The organism is Variovorax sp. HJSM1_2 (assembly GCF_049316285.1).
GTDB lineage: Bacteria > Pseudomonadota > Gammaproteobacteria > Burkholderiales > Burkholderiaceae_C > Rhodoferax_B.
Genome location: NZ_JBMOXA010000026.1, coordinates 1 through 18630, shown reverse-complemented (window position 1 = coordinate 18630; position 18630 = coordinate 1). Strand labels below are relative to the sequence as shown.

Annotated in this window: 11 protein-coding genes; 2 read left to right on the top strand and 9 right to left on the bottom strand. The window is 60.6% G+C overall.

Annotated elements, in window-relative coordinates; genetic code table 11:
* Positions 1-251 precede the first annotated feature (251 nt).
* Positions 252-3737, top strand: a complete 3486-nt coding sequence (locus ACFQ95_RS21260) for a response regulator (RefSeq protein WP_422834244.1) — start codon at positions 252-254, stop codon at positions 3735-3737.
* Between the two features lie 51 nt (positions 3738-3788).
* On the opposite strand, the gene ACFQ95_RS21255 is transcribed toward ACFQ95_RS21260, so the two are convergent.
* A complete protein-coding gene (locus ACFQ95_RS21255) occupies positions 3789-4472 on the bottom strand; it encodes a response regulator transcription factor (RefSeq protein ID WP_422834242.1) in 684 nt (227 codons plus the stop codon).
* A 283-nt stretch (positions 4473-4755) separates the two neighbouring features.
* Between ACFQ95_RS21255 and ACFQ95_RS21250 the strand changes: the two genes are divergently transcribed.
* Complete coding sequence (locus tag ACFQ95_RS21250) at positions 4756-6636, top strand: putative bifunctional diguanylate cyclase/phosphodiesterase (RefSeq protein ID WP_422834241.1); 1881 nt, start codon at positions 4756-4758, stop codon at positions 6634-6636.
* A gap of 75 nt (positions 6637-6711) precedes the next feature.
* On the opposite strand, the gene ACFQ95_RS21245 is transcribed toward ACFQ95_RS21250, so the two are convergent.
* The 8 genes from ACFQ95_RS21245 to ACFQ95_RS21210 form a co-directional block, all read right to left on the bottom strand.
* Positions 6712-7719, bottom strand: coding sequence for a Csu type fimbrial protein (locus ACFQ95_RS21245; RefSeq protein ID WP_422834239.1), 1008 nt, complete (start codon positions 7717-7719; stop codon positions 6712-6714).
* On the bottom strand, positions 7716-10136 hold the full coding sequence (locus ACFQ95_RS21240) for a fimbria/pilus outer membrane usher protein (protein ID WP_422834238.1): 2421 nt from the start codon (positions 10134-10136) through the stop codon (positions 7716-7718). Before ACFQ95_RS21240 ends, ACFQ95_RS21245 begins: the two co-directional genes overlap by 4 nt.
* A gap of 204 nt (positions 10137-10340) precedes the next feature.
* The gene (locus ACFQ95_RS21235) at positions 10341-11033 is read right to left on the bottom strand and encodes a fimbrial biogenesis chaperone (RefSeq protein ID WP_422834236.1); all 693 of its coding nucleotides are present in this window, start codon (positions 11031-11033) and stop codon (positions 10341-10343) included.
* A gap of 143 nt (positions 11034-11176) precedes the next feature.
* Positions 11177-11722 carry a Csu type fimbrial protein gene (locus ACFQ95_RS21230; protein WP_422834235.1) on the bottom strand — a complete coding sequence of 182 codons (546 nt, stop codon included), beginning with the start codon at positions 11720-11722 and terminating at the stop codon, positions 11177-11179.
* Positions 11723-11818: 96 nt separating this feature from the next.
* Entirely contained in the window at positions 11819-12403 is a 585-nt protein-coding gene (locus ACFQ95_RS21225) for a Csu type fimbrial protein (protein ID WP_422834234.1), read from the bottom strand.
* A gap of 472 nt (positions 12404-12875) precedes the next feature.
* Positions 12876-13757 carry a DNA ligase gene (locus ACFQ95_RS21220; protein WP_422834305.1) on the bottom strand — a complete coding sequence of 294 codons (882 nt, stop codon included), beginning with the start codon at positions 13755-13757 and terminating at the stop codon, positions 12876-12878.
* Between the two features lie 205 nt (positions 13758-13962).
* Entirely contained in the window at positions 13963-16896 is a 2934-nt protein-coding gene (locus ACFQ95_RS21215) for a putative bifunctional diguanylate cyclase/phosphodiesterase (protein ID WP_422834232.1), read from the bottom strand.
* A 204-nt stretch (positions 16897-17100) separates the two neighbouring features.
* The gene (locus ACFQ95_RS21210; RefSeq protein WP_422834230.1) at positions 17101-17877 is read right to left on the bottom strand and encodes a hypothetical protein; all 777 of its coding nucleotides are present in this window, start codon (positions 17875-17877) and stop codon (positions 17101-17103) included.
* Positions 17878-18630: the final 753 nt, after the last annotated feature.

The following is an 18630-nucleotide window of genomic DNA, read 5'->3' as shown; positions in this document are numbered from 1 at the left end:
TCGTTGAAACTAGTTGTAAAAATACTTCTTTGAAAACATCAGTCCCGTTGTGGATCTGGTGGGAGCCTGCAAGAAGACGCTAGGCAGCCGAGCCCTGGGTTCGAATGCATTCTTCAACGTCAACCGGTGCGCCGCTTCAATTCATTGCATGGCATCTCCCGTGCCGTGAAGCGAAGCGCTGTCGCCGGCGCGCGCCCAAGGAGCCGACCTGCATGGCGTGGCTGGGCACGTGTCTCATGTAAGGAGACAACATGACGAGTTCGAGCGCAAGTCGGCGAGGTCGTTGGCGCATGTTGGTGCCCATACTCACCTTGTTGGCGGGTGGTTTGATCGTGCTGGCGATGGGTTACCTGCAACGTTCCCAGAGCGCTGCCTACGATGCCAGCGTGGTGAAGGTGCGTGATTTTCGTGTGGCGCGGCTGGACTTCAGTTTGTCTATGCTGCGTCTGGGCTGGCTGGATGCGCCGCAAGACAACGGCCGTGTGGTGGACGAAATCGCCATTCTGCGCAAGTCATTGGCGCGTGTTTCCTCCAGCCTGGAAAGTTTTGGTGGCGACCCCGATGGCATGGCAGCGGCGGTGTCTACCTACAGCAACGAATTTCTGGCCCAACTGCCGGGCCAGAGCGTCAACATTGCCAATCTCAACACCGAGCAACTGGAACAAGCCTATCTGGTGCTGGAAGCGGCGATGAACCGCTTCGATAGCTACAAGGCCAAAGAGGTGCGCGATCTCATGGCCGATCAGCGGCAGCAGTTCGACATCGCCGTGGGGGCCGCCCTGGTGCTGCTGGCGGTGTTGGGGTTCTTTGTGTACCGCGACCAACGGCGGCTCCATCTGGCCGAAAGCAGTGTGCTGGAAAACACCAACCAGCTCAGGCAGATGATAGAAATCCTGCCGCAGCTGGTGTGGAGCAGCGACGCCACCGGGGCCTGTGATTTTCTAAGCTCGCGTTGGGTGGCTTTTTCGGGTGTACCCACCGAGCGTTTGATGGGGGACGGCTGGCTGCAGTTGGTGCATCCCGATGAGCGCGAACAGATGCGTGAGCGCTGGGCGCGCCAGGTTCAGGCTGGTGGCGACTTCATCACCGAATACCGCATGCGCAGGCACGACGGTGTTTACCGCTGGTTCGATGTGCGTGCGGGCATGGTGTTTGATGCCGATGGACGTGCACTCAAGTGGTTTGGCACCTGCGCCGACGTCACTGAACGCAAGGAGCTTGAAGTCGGGCTGACCGAACATCGCGACCAACTCGAGGCGCAGGTCGAGCAGCGCACCGCCGCTTTGGTGTCGGCACTTGAAGAACGCGGCAAGGCACAACACAAGTCGGAAGAGTTGATTGTTCAGCTCAAGGCGGCAGAGGACTTCATGCGGCTCATCGCCGACAGCATTCCCGGGCGCATCGCTTACTGGGGACAGGATCTGCGCTGCCGCTTTGTAAACCGGGGTTATGGTCAATGGTTTGGCCTTGCCGAAGGTGAAATCCTGGGCAAAAGTGTGCAGGAACTGCAGGGCCCGGAATATTTCGAACGTATGCGGCCCCGGGTGATGGGGGCACTGGCCGGAGAAGTGCAAGACTTTGAACGCGAGGAGTTCAACCAGAAGGGCGAGCGGGCCGTCACGCGTGTGCAGTACCTGCCCGACTGGCGCGACGGCAGGGTAGAGGGTTTTATTGTGCTGGCGACCAACATCACCAGCCACAAGCGTGCGGAAGAACAACTGCAGCTCAGCAACGCCCAATTGGCCGAGGCGCGTGACCGGGCCGATTCGGCCAACCGCGCCAAGAGCAACTTCCTGGCGAACATGAGCCACGAAATCCGCACCCCTATGAACGCCATTCTGGGCCTGACCCACATGTTGCGCCGCGACGTGGACGACCCCACCAGCCAGACGCGCCTGACCAAGCTCTCCAGCGTGGCACACCATCTGCTGCAAATCATCAACGACATCCTCGACCTTTCGAAAATCGAGTCTGGCAAGCTGACCTTGGAGAAGGTCGATTTCTCGCTCGATGCCTTGCTCACCCGCACCTGCACCATGGTTCTCGACGTGGCGCGCGAAAAAGGCTTGGAAGTGGTGCTCGACACCGGCCAGTTGCCTGACCGCCTCAATGGCGACCCCACACGGCTGATGCAGGCCTTGCTGAATCTGCTGAGCAATGCCGTGAAATTTACCGAACGCGGCTCGGTACTGTTGCGTGGCGAGTTGTTGGCCAGCAATGCCGAGGGGCTGACGATACGTTTCGAGGTGCGTGACACCGGCATAGGCATCGATCCCGAAGTCTTGCCACGCCTGTTCAACCCGTTTGCGCAAGCCGACGGTTCGAGCACGCGGCGTTATGGCGGTACCGGCCTGGGCCTGACCATCACCCGCCACATCGCCGAGCTCATGGGCGGCTCTGCTGGTGGCGAGAGCCTGCCCAGCCGTGGCAGTCGCTTCTGGATCAGCGTGTGCCTGCAGCCGGCTGCGCGCAGCGAGCCTCTGGGAGTACCTGTGCTTGCAGGATTGCGCAGCCTGGTGGTGGACGACCTGCCCGAGGCGCGTGTGGCGCTGGTGGACATGCTGCGTGCGCTGGGCATGCGTGCCGACGTGGCAGAGAACGGCCAGCAGGCGCTGCGCATGGTGGCCGATGCAGCCGCAGAAGACGATGCTTATGCGGTCGTGTTGATGGACTGGGCCATGCCTGGCATGGATGGGATAGAGGCAGCGCAACATATCCGCGCTGCCGTCCAGCCCACTCCGGCCATGGTGCTGGTGTCTGCACGCAATCAAGAAGAGTTGCAGCACCTCGCGGACCAGGCCGGATTTGGCGCCTTCATGCTCAAACCGGTGACACCGTCGCTGCTGCTCGACTGCATGATGCACCTGCTCAAGAAGGCCGGCCACACACCGCCACTGTTGCGCAGTGTGGAGTCGTTGGAAGCCGCGCTGCGCGACAAACACCGAGGTGCCCATGTTCTGTTGGCCGAAGACAACCCGGTGAACCAGGAGGTCGCCACCGAGCTGCTGCACGCTGCGGGGCTGGTGGTGGACATTGCGGACGACGGCGAGCAGGCGGTGCGCATGGTACGCCGTGGCACCTACGACCTGGTGTTGATGGACGTGCAAATGCCACGCATGGACGGCCTGCAGGCCACCGAGCTGCTGCGTCAGGACCCCAAGTTGGCCGATCTGCCCATCATCGCCATGACCGCCAACGCCTTCAGCGAAGACCGCCAGGCCTGCCTGGATGCGGGAATGAACGACCATCTGGCCAAGCCTGTGGACCCGCGCATCCTGCATGACGCGCTGCTGCGTTGGCTGCCGGTGCGTGCGCGGCTTGCCGCGCCCACGCCGTCTGGGGTATTGGTTTCAGCGCCGCCGGAGCCCATGAGCCCAACCGAGGTGCTGGCCACGATCGACGGACTGGACCTGAGCGTGACCTATGCCCAATGCGCTGGCAAAGCCGAGCTGGCCCTGCGTGTGCTGAAACAGTTCCTGGCCCATTACCGCAATGCAGGCGGGGCGTTGATGGACCATTTGCAGGCCGGTGAGCTGGAGGACACACGGCGCAAGCTGCATTCGCTGCGCGGCGCTTCGGGAGCCGTGGGCGCGGTGTCGATTTTTGAAGCGGTAGAGGCCTTGCAAGCCGCGATCAAGGCCGATGAAGCTATGAGCGTGCTGCTGCCATTGGGTGAAACCTTGCGCGAGCGCCTGGAGCGGCTGATCGATTCGTTGGCGCGGCGGCTCGAGGCCTAGTGGGCTGGCGGCCCCGGGCGCAGATAGCAAAAGAGCTTGAGGGCGCGGCGGTCAGTTGCTGATGCGGTCAAAGCGGTAACCAAAGCCATACACTGGCGACAGCTTCCAGCCCCGGCTGCCGTCTAGCGACAGTTTGCGCCGCAGTCGGCTGACGTGGGTGTCCACGGTGCGCGTGTCGACATCGGCGGAGCGCCCCCATACCTTGTCGAGCAAGTGGTCGCGCGACAGGATTTTGCCTATGCTCTGAAACAGCAGCACGGCCAGATCAAACTCTTTCTGGGTCATGGTCACGGGGGTGCCGCTCACGCTCAAGCGTTCGCGCTGAATGTCGACCTCGTAATCACCAACGCGCAGAATCTCCAACGCATTCGGCCGGGAGCGGCGCAGTGCGGAATTGACGCGGGCCAGCAACTCCAGGGGTTTGGGCGGTTTGACGATGTAGTCGTCTGCACCGGCCTTGAGTGCGTCCACCACGGTCTGCTCTTCTTCTTCGGCTGTGACCACCACCACCGGCAAGTGCCAGCCCACATTGGCGCGCACCCACTCGATGACCTCGCCGCCAGTGCCGTCGGGCAAATTCCAGTCCACCAGCAACAGATCGAAGGTTTCACGCTGAATGCCATCGCGAAAGGTTTCTGCGAAACCAAAGCCCCGTGCTGTGTGCTGGCCGTCCTCCAGTAGCGCCAAAAGCAGTTCGCATTGGGAGGGGTCGTCTTCGAGTACGCCAATGTGCATATCGTCTCCTTGTGAAAGAGATGCTTGCGGAGAAGGCCGGGCTCTACGCACCATTCTAGTGTTGGGTGTTAAAAAAAATGTAAGAAAGCAGCCTATTCAGAGGGAAATCAGCAAAACGATCAGCATACATATTGTTGATGACGCAAAGTGGGAGCTGAAAACGACAACGCATTTCATGTGTGAACGCACGATTGGTGTAGGGGTTTGACGTCACAGTCTGATCACAGTTGATGCGAGGACCGGTGATTCAATAGCCCCATCGAGCCAACAACAGGAGCACAAAATGCAGATCGAATCCAAGCCCTCAGGCAGCGAGTGCATGCGTTTTGGCCTGCGTGGCCAGCGCGACCTGGGGGCGGCGGCGCGTCCGGGAGCCGATCTGTTCGCCATGACCTGGCTGGACCGCGTGACACAGCATGCCTCAGAGCAGGATTCGGTCTTTGGCCATGTGGACACGGTGGCGCTGCCCCAGGATTTGGCGGAGTTCGATCGTCGTCAGGCGGAATTGGTCTATGCGCACAGCACCGAAGCCATCATGATCACCGATGGGCAAAACCGTATCGTGGCGGTCAACCCGGCTTTCTGCCGGATGACCGGTTATGCTGCCAGCGATGTGCTGGGCATGGAGCCCAGCATGTTGCACTCACCGCACCATAGCCCATCGTTCTACCGCGAGATGCGTCGCCAACTGGAGGCCGATGGCCAGTGGGAAGGTGAAGTCTGGAGCCGCCGCAAAAGTGGCGAGTCGTTTCCCTGCTGGTTCAGCATGGCATGTGTGCGTGACGCAGCCAGTGTGGTGCAACGCCGTGTGAGCCTGTTCTCCGACCAGAGCACGCGCAAGGCCTCCGAAGCGCTGATCTGGCGCCAAGCCAACTTCGACGGTCTGACCCAGTTGCCCAATCGCAACATGCTTTGCGACCGCCTGGCACAGGAATGCAAGAAGGTCGATGCCAAGGAATGCTCGGTTGCGGTTTTGGCCGTGCATCTGGACCATCTGGAAAACATCAAAGAGGGTTACCCGCAGCCCTGGGTGGAGCGCCTGGTGCGCGAAGCCGCGCAACGTCTGGTGCGCAGTGTGCGTTCTACCGATACCGTCGCCCGCGTGGCCGACGATTGTTTTGTGGTGTTGCTGACCGGCACCGATGGCGCAGCCCGCGCCAGCCAGGCGGCACAAAACATCTTGCACCGCCTGGCACAACCACTCGAAAACGACGCTTCCATGGTGGCCATGTCCGGCAGCATAGGCATCACCATTTACCCCGGCGATGCCGGCTCGGGCGATGAGCTGTTGCAAAACGCCCAGCAAGCCATGTACTCGGCCTGCCATCGGGGCGGGAACCAATTCGATTTCTTCACCCCGGCACTGCAGCGCGCCGCCCAGCAACGCGCCAATACCGTCAGGGAACTGCGTACCGCTGTGGCCGAAAAGCAGTTCTGCCTGCAATTCCAACCCTTGGTGGCCTTGGACACGGGGCGTATCGTCAAGGCGGAAGCCCTGGTGCGCTGGAACCACCCCGAGCGCGGCATGGTGGGGCCAGGCGAGTTCATCACCCTGGCCGAAGAACACCACCTGATCCATGACATCGGCGACTGGGTGTTCAAGGAGGCTGCTGCCTGGACACACAAGTGGCGTGCTGAGCTGGCACCTGGCTTGCAGGTCAGTGTGAACAAGTCGCCACTGCAGTTCTCCCGCACGCACAACCACGCCGCAGACTGGATCGCACACCTGTGCAAGCTGGGCTTGCCCGGTGAGGCGATTGCGCTGGAGATCACCGAAGGCCTGCTGCTCAACTCCACGTCCGCCATCGACGACTGCCTGCGCAGCTACCGCGACGCCGGCATCCAGGTGGCGATAGACGACTTCGGCACAGGTTACTCTTCGCTGTCCTACCTCAAGCGGTTCTCCTTGGATATCCTGAAGATCGACCGTTCGTTCGTCAGCAACCTCGCACCCGATTCCAGCGATCTGGCCTTGTGCCAGGCCATGGTGGCCATGGCGCACGCCCTGGGTTTGAAGGTGGTGGCGGAAGGCATTGAAACCGCGCAACAGCGCGATCTATTGGCCGCCATGGGTTGCGACTACGGTCAAGGTTATTTGTTCAGCAAGCCCCTGTCGCCTGAACAGTTTGAACAAGCCTTGGCGCGCAACGCCTGCGTTGTTTGAGCGTACGCCACGCGTACCGCGCATCAGCCCTGCATGGGCACACTGCGCAACCCTAAGCCTTGGCCGTGAATCCGGTCAAAAACTCACATCCACCATGACGTTGTCGGTGTACGAGCCCGCGGCCGGCGTCGTTTGGCTTTGGTAGATCCGTGCGGTGTAGGGAATGGTTTGCACCGTGGTGCCGTCCGCTGCCGCTGGGCCGCTGGCGCGTGCCGTGGTCAGCGGCCCCCAGACCGTGCTGTCAGCCTTGAAGATGTCGTAGGCCAGGCGGTTGGTGCCGTTGGCCATATTGCGTTGGCCGCTGGCTGGAAACCCTCCTGTGTTCAAGCCTACGGTGTAGGTCAGATTTTTGGTGCAACGCAATGACAGGCTTTGCGACACTGTGGGAAAGCCGCTGACCAGCGGTGCGCTGCCAAAATTGATAGTGGGCGCGGTGATGATGCAGTCGTTGGTCACGACCAGTGTGATGGGTAGATTCTGCGTCACGCTGCCGTTGTAGAGCACGCCCAGGCACAGACCGCCCACATTCACCAGTCCTTCGCAGATATTGGCGTAAGTCCAGGTCAGTTGCAGGGTATCGGTGTAGGTGCCCGCAGGAATGTTGGCGCCCGGCGTTGTCGAGATATAGATGGGCACCTGGCCGCCACCGCCTGAATTGAGCAGCGTGAGCAAACTGTTGCCGTTGACGTTGACCACCACCAGGCCGTTGGTGTATGGCGTGCTCATGCCTGGGTTGCTGTAGATTTGATAGGGAATGCTGTCACTGCCATTCTTCAAGGTCAGCCCCGTCACCGAGGCCTGCAGCGTGCCCTTGATCGACGGCGTGCCTGCCAGCACGGACAACACGACGCCGCTGCAGGTGTAGGAGAAGTTTCCGGAACCGGTGACTGCGGCACCGCTTTGCACGCGAAAAGAGGTCACCGTGCCGAGCGTGCCGCCAGTGTTCGCCATGGTGCAGGCCCAGGCCCCCTGCAGGCACCAGGGCGCTGCCAGGCAGAACAGCCAGGAGCGCAGGCGCGGACGGGGTAGAGCAGGCGGCATGTGCGCCTTGCTTTGCGCAAGTAGGCAGACGTGAGTCTTCATGGCGATGCGATTCCTGCAGGGGGGGATGGGAGGGGCGAAAGCGCCAATGCGGGTAGCTCCGGTTGTGGTGCGCCCAGCGTAGCCGGATCCGCCAGCGGTGTTGTCACGGAGCTGGGCCGGTGTAAGGCCTGCTGCAAAACCTCGGACTTGCAGGTCAACGGTCCTATGCGCAGGACCTCATGGCTGTCCACGTCGAGCGTGAAGACCACGCGGCATTGCCGGTTGCCGGGACTGCGCACCAGCAGTTCGTTCTGTGTAGACAGCCCTTCGAGATAGACCAGTCCATCCCAGCCCACGACGGTGTTCTGGCCGCTTTGCACGTGTTGTACCGACGATCCCATGGGCATGGGCTGACCCAGGGGGTCGACCAGCGTGATACGTGCGGCGAGGGTTTTCTGGATCAGGAAGCTGGCCAAGGCGCCACTGCCGGAGCGCACCGCCAGGCGCTGCTGTGACTGCGGAACTTGCATGTAGTCCGGCAGATCCAGTGCGTCGATTTCAATGCGTGCGGGATAGTAGCCGGGCACGCCTGGCACCAGGATGTGGCCATTGCGGTTGGTGCGGCCTATCAGTTGGTTCTCGTAGCGTACCGGTACATCGGCCACGCCGTTGGTCGATACCAGCATGAACGCATCGTTGATGCGGTTTGCCGCGAACAGGCCGCCGTCCATCCAGACCACCGACCCCATGGCGCCCAGCCAACTGGACGAGGTCTTTCCGTGCGCATAGACGCCACCTTGCACCTGGGTGTAGTTGGTGCGCCAGGTACCGCTGGCTTGGCGGTAGTTGCTGGTGTTGCCGTTGTTGGCGTAGGCCAGGTTCCAGCCCAAGCCACCGTCGCTTGGCGTGGTGCGGCTGTAGTTCACCTGGGATCCGGTGTTTTTGCCGTCGTTCAGCGCGCCCAGGCTCAACATATTGCGTTCGTCCAGTGCAAAGGTCAGTTGCAATTGCACCGCGAGATCACCCCCGCCCAGGGCTTTGTTGGCGCTGATCGAGAGGAAGATGTTGCTCCCCAGCGACTTGTTGTATGACAGGCTCACCAGTTTCGTGCGCTGCTGGTCGGCGGCCGTCACGTCGAAATAGGCCGCCGAAAAAGCGCCCGCCTCGCCCAGGGAAAGACTGGCGTTGGCCTGTGTGCTGCGCCGCGCGAGATGCAGGCCGGCGGTGTCGTAGTTGGTCAAGTCGCTGTAGCCATGGCTGCGCATGGTCTGCTGTACACCCACGCCATAGCTGCGTCCGTTGTATTGGTAGCCGTAGTTGACTTGCTGCCCGCCGCTGCCGCGTACTTCGCTCTGGCTCAAGGCCGCATTGACCACACCAAACGAGCCCAGTCCCACGCCGCCACCAACACCGCCCACAAGCAAGGAAGGCGCCACCTCGGCCCGTGTCTCCAGCGTGAAGCCGTCACTCAGCCCTATGCGATAAGCAGCGGAGGCTGCAGCCGGGCCGTAGGAGAAGTTGCGGGTGCCATAGTGGCGGCGCAGCGCTCCCAGAGAGAAGCTGTAATCGGTGAGATCTTTGCGCAGCAGGGTATTGGCGACGTAAAACGGCACCGTGGTCACGACCTGCCGGCCCAAAGCGTCGGTGGTCACCATGGACGCTTCGCCCGCACCATTGATATAGGGCATGGTGTTCAGGGCAAATGGCCCCGGTTGCACGTTTTCGCTGCCGGCTTTGTAGCCGTTGATGAAAAGATCCACCGCCGAGGGTACAGCCGCTTGTCCGCGAAACTGCGGTAGCGGATAGGTGATGAGATCGGGCCGCACCGTGAAATTGCGCGCGAACTGTACGCCACCCAGGCGCACGGCGCTGCCCCACGCCAGTGGCGCGGCGATCAGATCGCCGAGGCTGTAGCTGCGAATGTCATCCGTATTCGAGTTGGTCCAGCGGGTGTCGTAGCGTATGTAGCCGCGTTCTTGCAAGGTGTCGCGGTAAACACCGGTGTTGGAGACCGTGCCCCAGGTGCCAAAGACACGTTGCTCCGACAGCAGCGAGGCGTTGGCGCTGGCTTGATCGGGTTTGCTGACGTACAAGTCATAGTTCAACAGCGCGCCGTTGCTGGCGCTGGCCGCGAATGCTTGCATGGCGGTTTCGTCGCCGAGTTCCTGCGTGGGCAGCCATTCGGGTGGCACGCTGATTTTCAGGCGCTGGCCTATGCTGTCGTACTGCACTTGCACACCGGCGATCAGATCAACGGCGGTGCGCCCATCCGGGCCCGGTTCGGCGTGCACGTGCAGCGCGCGCAGGGTTTCGGTCTGCACCCAGTAGTGGCCGTTGCGGAATTGCACCGGCACCACTTTGCCACTGCTTTGTTCGTTCACCACCAGCTCCAGATACAGCATGACTTGTGCAGGCGCGTTGCGGCTGGGAGGGGGCGGCAGCGGCTGCGCCGCAACCGGGCTGCCGGAGAGCGCCATACACAGCACCGCGCCCCAGGGTAGAGGCCGCTCGAATGCCCAGCGATGCGGGGGCTGCTGGGGTAGGACGAAAAGGGCGTGTGGGCTGCGTAGCGTGGCATCTGGGGCGGTCCCGAGGAGGTCGCGCACGGGCGGTCTGGCACGTGTGGTGTGGGGCGTCGGTGGCGGGGTAGCGGTTGGCACTCGGCAGCGCTTTTGTCAGGCTTACTGCGGGGTGAGTTGCGTGGCGGTCTGTGCGCCATTGACCCGGGCTTCGGGTTTGAGTCCTGGCGGCGGCGGTCCCGCGAGTGGCCAGCGCATTTCGGAGCCCGCCAGCACGTAGCCCAGCAGGCCGGCATTGATCACCTGAGCTTGAGGCCCGCCGCTCCATTGCACACTGGTCAAGCGTGCGTGCATATTGCCGCTGTTGCGAATCACCAGGTAGTGGTTTTCGCCTTCACGGACCGTACGCCAGCGCAGGTCGACCTGGCCTGTTTGGGTGGGGTTGCCTTGCGCTACCTTGGTGACCAGACCTTTGCCGTTGATGAACAGCGGCACGGAATAGCGGATTTGCAGTTTGACGCCAATCGTGGCGCTGGGGCTGCTACCCGGCGTGCCGTCCGAAGGCGGGTCTACCTCTGGCAGCTCATCGACCAGCACCCGGTAGGCTTGTTCTTCACCGGCGGCAACCGGGCCGGTGTTCATCAGCCGCACCAGTTGGCGTTGGCCAGCCGGTATGGTGGCCAACGGTGGGCTGGCCAATACCTGTTCCTGGTTTTCGTAGTTTTCGGCTGTGCCGGACTGGCTCCAGCGAAACACCCGAATCTGCAGCGACACATTTTCTGCGCCCCGGTTCTCCAGCCACATGGCGGCTGCGCGCTGGCCGTCTTCTATGACCGGATCCACCGGCCAGATCATGACGGAACTGGCGGCTTGCGCCGTCTGAAGCCAACATCCGGCAATGGCAAGCCACAGCCAGGAGCAAAACCAAAAACCGAGTCGTCTGTGCCATCTGCCCTGCATATGCAAAACTCCTTCGGATCACGGGTTGAGGTGAAGGTTTACCAGGTCAACACCACCTGCACGGTATCGCTGTAAACGCCTGCTGGCAGGCCGCTGCCCGGGGGCGTGGCCACGCCGTAGACCGGTAGATTCATCGCCGTGCCACTGCTGCTGGCCGCGACACCGGTGCCTGGTTGGTAAGGGGTGGCCAGTGTGGCCGAGGTGTAGAGGTTGTAGGGCAGGTAGTAGCCGCCCATCTTCAAGCGCCGTTGCGAGCCCACGGCATTCAAGCCGGCATCGATCACGACGGTGACACTGGCGCCCGGGGTGCATTGGATCTGGGCCAGTTGCCCGCCACTCGCGGTCAGCGAAGCCGGGACTGCGGCCGAGGACACGGCCGAATGGGTGCCGAAGTTGATCATGCCAAAGGCGATGCCTGAGGTTTGGGTGACATTGCCCACCACAAGACAGCCGGGAACCACCGCCGCGTTCACGGCAAAGGTGGCCGTGGTCGGTATCGGCGTGGTCGCGTGGGCCGTCAGCGTGCCTGCGCACGCCGCCAGCGCGCTCAATCCCGTCAAAAAGGGCAGACGCGAAATGCGCATGCTGTCTCCTCTGAGTGCCGTGACCGGACTACTTTGCCACAATTCGCAACATAAGCAAACCAAACGCATTCAATCTCGGTCGAAGAGGTGTTGGATTTACCAGGCCAGGGTCACCTGCAGTGTGTCCACATAGGTGCCGGAGGTCATACCGTTGGTGCTGGTCTTGTTGATGCGGCCATAGACCGGCAGGGTCACGGCCGCACCGGTGCCCGGCAACGTCACGCCCAAGGCCGTGGCGTTGGCGGGGTAGGCGGTGGTCAAGGCGGCATCGCTGTACACCTCGTACGGCAGGTAGCTCGAGCCCAGCTTCATGGCGCGTGAGCCCGTGCCTACGCTGCCGCCCTGGCCGGCGTTGTTGCCACCGCTGACCGACACGGTGAGTGCGGTCACATCCGGCGAACAAACGATTTGTGTGGCACCTGCACCGCCCACACCGCCGGTGGCGTTGGCCGTCAACACACCGGTGAAGGTGCTGGGCTGGGAACCGAAGTCCAGCGTACCCAGGTTCACACCGCTGCTGCCGGCATTCGATGCACCGCTGATGTAGCAACCGGCTTGCAGCACCATTTGCGCGTTCAGCTGGCCGGCCATGTTGCCAGCGGCCTGGGCGCCGAATGAAGCCATGCCCAGACTCAAAGCAATGGCAGTGGCGGCGGTCGAAATCTTGGTCGTTGTCTTCATGCTCTTCTCTCCATGCGTCGTACGGCATTGGCCGTCGGACTTTGCGGTAACGCTTGAAAGAGTGGGTGCGTCAGGGCAAAGCTTTTGGGGGGCCGAGGCAGATCTGTCATCTGCTCCGGGCGGACGAACCACGTTGGGCTCGATGGCTTGAATTGTGGTTTCGGGGGGCCAAAAGATCGTGACGCAAACGTGAACTCCGGCGCGCTCTACAGCCCCTGCGCGCAGGCATTCGAGGGGCTTTTGTGGCGCGCAGGAACTGGTTTGAGGAAGGCCTGGAATCAAGCCCCGTGGGATGGCGTCATGGTGCCGCTGGCTGCTGAAACCGCACGCTGGTCAGCAGCCCAGCTGCCCAGCTGCCCAGCAGCCCAGCAGCCCAGCAGCCCAGCAGCCCAGCAGCCCAGCAGCCCAGCAGCCCAGCAGCCCAGCAGCCCAGCAGCCCAGCTGCGCAGCGCGCAGTTGTTCGACGGCCGATTCAGTTGGCCGCTGACAGGTCGTCACGCACGCGCAAGAAGCTCGCAAACCGGGGCAGGCCGCTGGGGTTGATGTCGCGGTAGCGGTAGCTGATCCAACTGCCGACCGGAGGAGGGTTCAGGCGTTCTGCGTCGTTGAATCCCGTGCCCAGCTTGAAGCGTCGTCCTTCTGGTGTTTCAACCCACAAAGCGCCCATCAAACCCAGCGCCTTGCCTTGACCCGCGACATGGGCCAGCACTTTGGCGTCCGCATCCAGGTGCAACTTGAGTTTGACCAGGTCATCGCTGCGCACGCCTCGATAGCTGGATCTGCCGAGGTGCAGCATCAGGCCCTCACCACCGGCTTGAACCGTTTGCAGCAGCAGTTGCTTCAGCGCTTGCGGGTTGGCGAGCTTCTGCTGCACCACGGACTGCACCCATGGTTGGTTCAGCAGATGGATGGCTTGCTGCAGTGCTGGAATACGCTCGTCAAACGTGCCGGGATGGGCTGGCAGGTCAAACACCATGAAGCGTATGTGTTGCCAAGCGGCATCGTCGGGCCTGCGTTGCCGCGTGGTTGATACCGCTTCAGAAAATCTGCGGTGCCCGGCCCACAGCTCGCCATCCAGGGGCGTTGTGGGCCAAGCTGCGGTGAACCATGTGGGCGCATGCACGGTTTCGCCGTTGCGCGTGCGCAAGCTCTTGCCATCCCAGTAACCGCGCACACCATCGTATTTTTCACTGACCCAGTAGTCGCTGAGCGGCAAGCCGTTGTGATAAACGTTGGCCAGCATCAACTCTGGTGCTGCGGCTTTTTTGACCGGCGCGGCAGGTGTGGCCGCTGCGGGCTTGGCCAGCACCAACCCGCTGCCCAAACCTGACCATAGCAGCCTTCTGCGCGTCATACATGCAATCGCCGGCGCCACCAGGGAAGGAATATTCTTGTCTCGATGCGGCATGTCCGGCTCCTGGTGAATGCGGTCGCGCATTCTAGGAAGCGTGGCTCTCGCCGCGACAGGACATATTTCTCAGAGCATGCGGCGCTTGTTGCGCAGGCCGCAGTCTGGCTTACGGAGAGCCCGAAAGCCGGTACAAAGCCGCAGCTTTGACTCAGTGCATATTGCGTGGGCGGTTGGCGTCGAACAACGAAACCTGCAGCAGTTCGTCGTCGGCTTTGCCCAGGCGTTCGGTGATGCGGCGCAAGGCTTCGTCCTCGATGAAGCTGGCCGACGACTGGGCCTCCAGCATCTGCTCGGGGATGCGTGGCCGGGCCACGGCAAATCCTTGCACATAGTCGACGCCGATTTCGGCCAGGGTCTGCACCGTGGCATTGTCTTCGGCCCACTCGGCAATCGTCTTCATGCCCAGGTTGCGCGCCAGGCTCACGATGGCTTCCACGATGGCGATGTTGGCCGGGTGTTTGTTCATGTTGACGATGAAGCTGCCGTCAATCTTCAACAGGTCGGCCGACAACACTTTCAGGTACGAGAACGAGGTGTAACCCGCACCGAAGTCGTCGAGCGCCACCTTGGCGCCGTAGCTGCGAATTTTGTCGATGAAACGACGGGTGTTCTCCAGGTCATGCAAGGCCACAGATTCGGTGATCTCCAGGCACAGTCGGCCGGTGATGTGGATGTTTTGCGCGAGCATGGCAAACACATCCTGCATGAAGGTTTCGTCGTTGAGCGAGGCGCCGCTGAGGTTCACACAAATGAAGCGGGTCGACTGCAGTTTGCTGGCGTTCGAATTGAGCCAGGCCAGGGTCGTCGACAGCACCCAGCGGTCTATCACGCCCATGTGGCCGCTGGCCTCGCCTGCGGAGATCACGCGGTCAGTCGGGATGCGTTGGCCGTTGGTGTCGCGCATGCGCAGCAGCACTTCAAAATTCAGCGAGTCATGCGGCGCGTTGAGCGACATGATGGGCTGCATCTCCAGGAACAAGCCCTCTGTGGCGGAGTTGGTGGAGAAACGCTCCACCAGAGCCAGCTCGGCTTCATGCTGGCGGAAGGCTTCGGCGTTTTTCTCATACACCACCAAGCCGTTATGTCCCCCACCGGCCTTGGCCTGGCGGCAGGCACGGTCTGCGGCCGAGACCGCGTCTTTGATCTGCACACCGGCATCGACATCGATCAAGCCCACCGATGCCCGCACCGTGAACGCCTTGTCTTTGATCCTGTAAGGTGTGGCCCTTATACACGCCACCACACCTTGGCAAATCACCGATGCCAGCGGGATGCGCGTGTCGGGCAGGACGATGATGAACTCGTCGCCGCCAACACGGCCGATCTGCATGCCGCCGGACAACATGTCCGAAATGCGCTTGCAGACCTGCTGCAGCACTTCGTCCCCTGCGGCATGGCCATACAAATCGTTGATCAGCTTGAAGCGGTCCAGGTCCAGGTAGGCGAGGGCGAGTGGCCGGTTGCCGCTGATTTGCTGCATGGCATGGGTCAGCACCTTCTCAATGCCGCGCCGGTTCAGCACTTTGGTCAACGCGTCATTGTTGGCCATGAATTGCAGGTCTTCCGTGGCCCGTGATTTCTCTGTCACGTCTTGCAAAGACCCCTCGATCTTGTCGCGCGCCAAAGTGGCCTTGACCAGGTAACGCCGCACCGCAGCGTTGTCACCCTGTGGCAGGCCCTTGAGCTCAAGTTCGCCGTCCGAGCGCTGGTGCACCATGCTGAGCAGTTGCATCCACGCGCCTTCGCTGAAGTGGCGCTGCCAGGCGCGGCTGCCGGGCTTCAGCACATCGTCGGCCAACATGCGGCGCAGCGCCGGATTGGCGCTGACAAAGTTGCCATAGGTGTCCAGCGTGAACAAGCCTATAGGCATGGCCTCATAGGTATGGGCCAACTCGGCCTGCACGGCCATTCTTTCCACGTGCTCCTGGCGCATTTGCTCGGCAATGGCGAGCGAAGCCAACAGGCTGGACGACAGCGCCGCCGTGACGCTATTGACTGTGCCTATCAGCGCCTGCAGACCCAGGGCCGCCGACACCACCTCATACACACTGGCAAACAAGGTGATCACGATGGAGCTGCCATACCACATGGCGACGCGAGAACGCGTTTTCAACAGTATGCGTACCAGCAGATACACCAGCAAACCAGTGCTGATGCCGGTGGCGACCCAGATCACCGGAAGAAACTGACCGTAGGGGATCAGCAGCGAGGCCACCACCAGGGGTAGGCAGGTCCACTGCGCCACACGCATTGCACCGCTGTTGCCGACCTGTTCCAGGTCGTCGGCAAACAAGGTCTTGAACAGGGTAATGGTGACGGTGTAGTACAGCGCCATGGTCAGCGCCCGGCCCGCCCACAGAATATCTTGCGGCACGGTGTGGCCCAGCCATTCGCCATCCCAGCCTGCGGACAGGGCCGCGACCCGCAGGTTCAGCAGCAGCCAGGTGGCAAACAACAAATAGGTGGCGGTGCGGTTGATCAGGGCCGTGACCAGCACAAACAACGCCAGCACCACCAGGCCGCCGGTCAGCAAACCCTCGTTGTGCGTGAACTCCTGGGCTGAAACCTGCAGCTCCGATGCCGGCCATTGGATGGCCGTCAAGCGGGCTGGCCCGACAGAATGGACCCGGCACAACAGCGGCTGCAAGGCTTCGGCTGCGCCCAGGCTGATTGCAAAACCTGATTTGACGGAGCGGATGGCGCCGAGTGCCGAGTTTTGCTGACCACGGCCTAGCGGTTCAAGGCTCACCGCGTTCCAGCAAGCGACATCCACGGCGTGGCGCGAGGGCAGTTCGATCACCGATGGTTCGGTATCGTTGCCTTTCAGGGGCTCGATCAGCAGCCAGAACCCGGCCTCCGATCGTTTGGTATCAATAAAAGACTGTTGTGGCTGAGCTTCGATGCCGCGCGCTGCTTGGGCCGTGCTCAGTGGCCCGTCGAGTTCATGGAGGGCGCGAAACTTCAGTGCAACACTGCTGTCCGCAGCCGAGCGTGGCGCCCAGGCCGTGATGGCGATGAGGGAAAGCAGTCCAATGGCGATCGGCAAGGCATAAGCCGACAAAGCAAAAAGCAGCGACTCCATGGCTGCGCTACGCGCAGACCACCACCCGGCGCGTAGACCCATACGCCTAGACATTGTTACTATATTCACCCATATGTGAAATATAGTATCTTAAAGATACAAATTCAGTAAGGAGGGCGACTATGGCCTTGCAATATTTTTGTAAAGCTGATCGCTTTTTAATCGCTGCATTTCATATTCATCTTGCCTTTTTGTCTAAAAAACTCACATCACGTGTGCGACCGGGGGGCTTGAAAAGTGCCCGGTCTGCAGGTTGAAGCGAGGTTCAGCGCGAACGCCAGACAAATCTATGTCTACATGATGCGTTCTGAAGATAAATTCGCGCAAAGGATGCTGGGCTTGCTCCCAGCGCGCCTCGGCCGTGCCGACCTCGAACGACATGATGCGATGTGGCATATTGCCAACATGTGGCAGCGGTATATAGCCCATTCCAGGGTAGACGTCGCTAAACAGCAGGCTGTCGTACATGCGGTCTACCGGGGCTCGGCCGGATACAACCATCCATTCCACACCGATCTTCTGGCAATACAGAAAGAAGGCTTTAAACAAAACGGTTTTGACCAGGCGTCCCACGCGGTCGTTGGTAATGCCCAAGCGTGTAGCCTCGGCCAAAGTGCGACCTTGCAGCCAATCGGGCAGGGTTAGCGACTTTTCCAGGCACAAAGGAGCGTATTCATTGGTTTGGATGCGCATGGTGCCCAGCGGGGACCCATCCAGTTTCGATTCGGCCAGCAAAACCACAAAGCCATCTTCAAAATCAACCGACTCAGGGGCGCGCAATGTGTCGGCAAATGTGGGGACGTGACGCGCATAGGCAGAGTGGCGAATCTGCACCGCCTTGGCCAAATCTTGGCTATCACGCACCAAACGCACGGTAAATGGCAGGTGTTCCTCCAACATGTGCGAGGAGGCATGCGAACCATATGCAAAGTGGGGTTGACCCACGGTGATCGAAGGAGATGCAGACGAAGCATTAAACATTGATCAATCCCAGCAGTTGAAGGTAGTGGTTGTTTGCCCAAATCAGTTTTCATGATGCGGCAAATGGTGTAACGGACTGTATTTAGTTACGAAAAATCACTAAAGTCAGAATGCTGCTGAAAACGGCGTCAGAATTTCCCTTACAAGCGAGTAAGGCAAGTGGATGTGTGTCAATGGCTTGAATGGCTTCTGTAGATAGCTATCAATTTTGAATTAATCGCCAAATGTGCACCTTAAATGTGCGGTATCTGTAGCGCCTATATGGTGCATTGATGGTTCGTTGAGGTAGATTGGTTTTGTCTGAAAAATTTCATTTGTGGAAACAATTAATGGCCTAGCTCTTGTTGCTTGTAGTCTTTTAGACGGGACTTTTGAGCTCTATTGATCAAATTTGGAATCCAGGTTGACGCAACCAGACTTTCAACTGTTTTTCTGGATTTTTGGGGCTTTTAAGGCGCAAAAAGCCCGGTCAAAATATTCTTTGAAATATTGGTAGAGATTGTTTCTGAATATTTTTTGATTAACTTGAATGTGTCTTTTGCCGGTTTTTAATCAACGTGGCTTTGTAATTGAATTTTTAATTGGATGATTTCTTGAGGCCGAATATCTGGTGTGTTTGGCTATTAAGAAAACCAAGGCTGCCGCAAAGCCAAGTTGGTGCATCACCAGCCAAGATGTAACAGTCGTTCACGGCCGCCGATCTGTCAGATTGCGCAGCGCAAGGGCCGAATGCGGCTGCTGAGCCGCTTAAAC

Coding starts and splice junctions, on each gene's coding strand:
- ACFQ95_RS21250 (WP_422834241.1), top strand. CDS start 4,756: ATGCAGATCGAATCCAAGCCCTCAGGCAGCGAGTGCATGCGTTTTGGC.
- ACFQ95_RS21210 (WP_422834230.1), bottom strand. CDS start 17,877: ATGTTTAATGCTTCGTCTGCATCTCCTTCGATCACCGTGGGTCAACCC.
- ACFQ95_RS21255 (WP_422834242.1), bottom strand. CDS start 4,472: ATGCACATTGGCGTACTCGAAGACGACCCCTCCCAATGCGAACTGCTT.
- ACFQ95_RS21220 (WP_422834305.1), bottom strand. CDS start 13,757: ATGACGCGCAGAAGGCTGCTATGGTCAGGTTTGGGCAGCGGGTTGGTG.
- ACFQ95_RS21225 (WP_422834234.1), bottom strand. CDS start 12,403: ATGAAGACAACGACCAAGATTTCGACCGCCGCCACTGCCATTGCTTTG.
- ACFQ95_RS21215 (WP_422834232.1), bottom strand. CDS start 16,896: ATGGAGTCGCTGCTTTTTGCTTTGTCGGCTTATGCCTTGCCGATCGCC.
- ACFQ95_RS21235 (WP_422834236.1), bottom strand. CDS start 11,033: ATGATCTGGCCGGTGGATCCGGTCATAGAAGACGGCCAGCGCGCAGCC.
- ACFQ95_RS21260 (WP_422834244.1), top strand. CDS start 252: ATGACGAGTTCGAGCGCAAGTCGGCGAGGTCGTTGGCGCATGTTGGTG.
- ACFQ95_RS21240 (WP_422834238.1), bottom strand. CDS start 10,136: ATGGCGCTCTCCGGCAGCCCGGTTGCGGCGCAGCCGCTGCCGCCCCCT.
- ACFQ95_RS21230 (WP_422834235.1), bottom strand. CDS start 11,722: ATGCGCATTTCGCGTCTGCCCTTTTTGACGGGATTGAGCGCGCTGGCG.
- ACFQ95_RS21245 (WP_422834239.1), bottom strand. CDS start 7,719: ATGAAGACTCACGTCTGCCTACTTGCGCAAAGCAAGGCGCACATGCCG.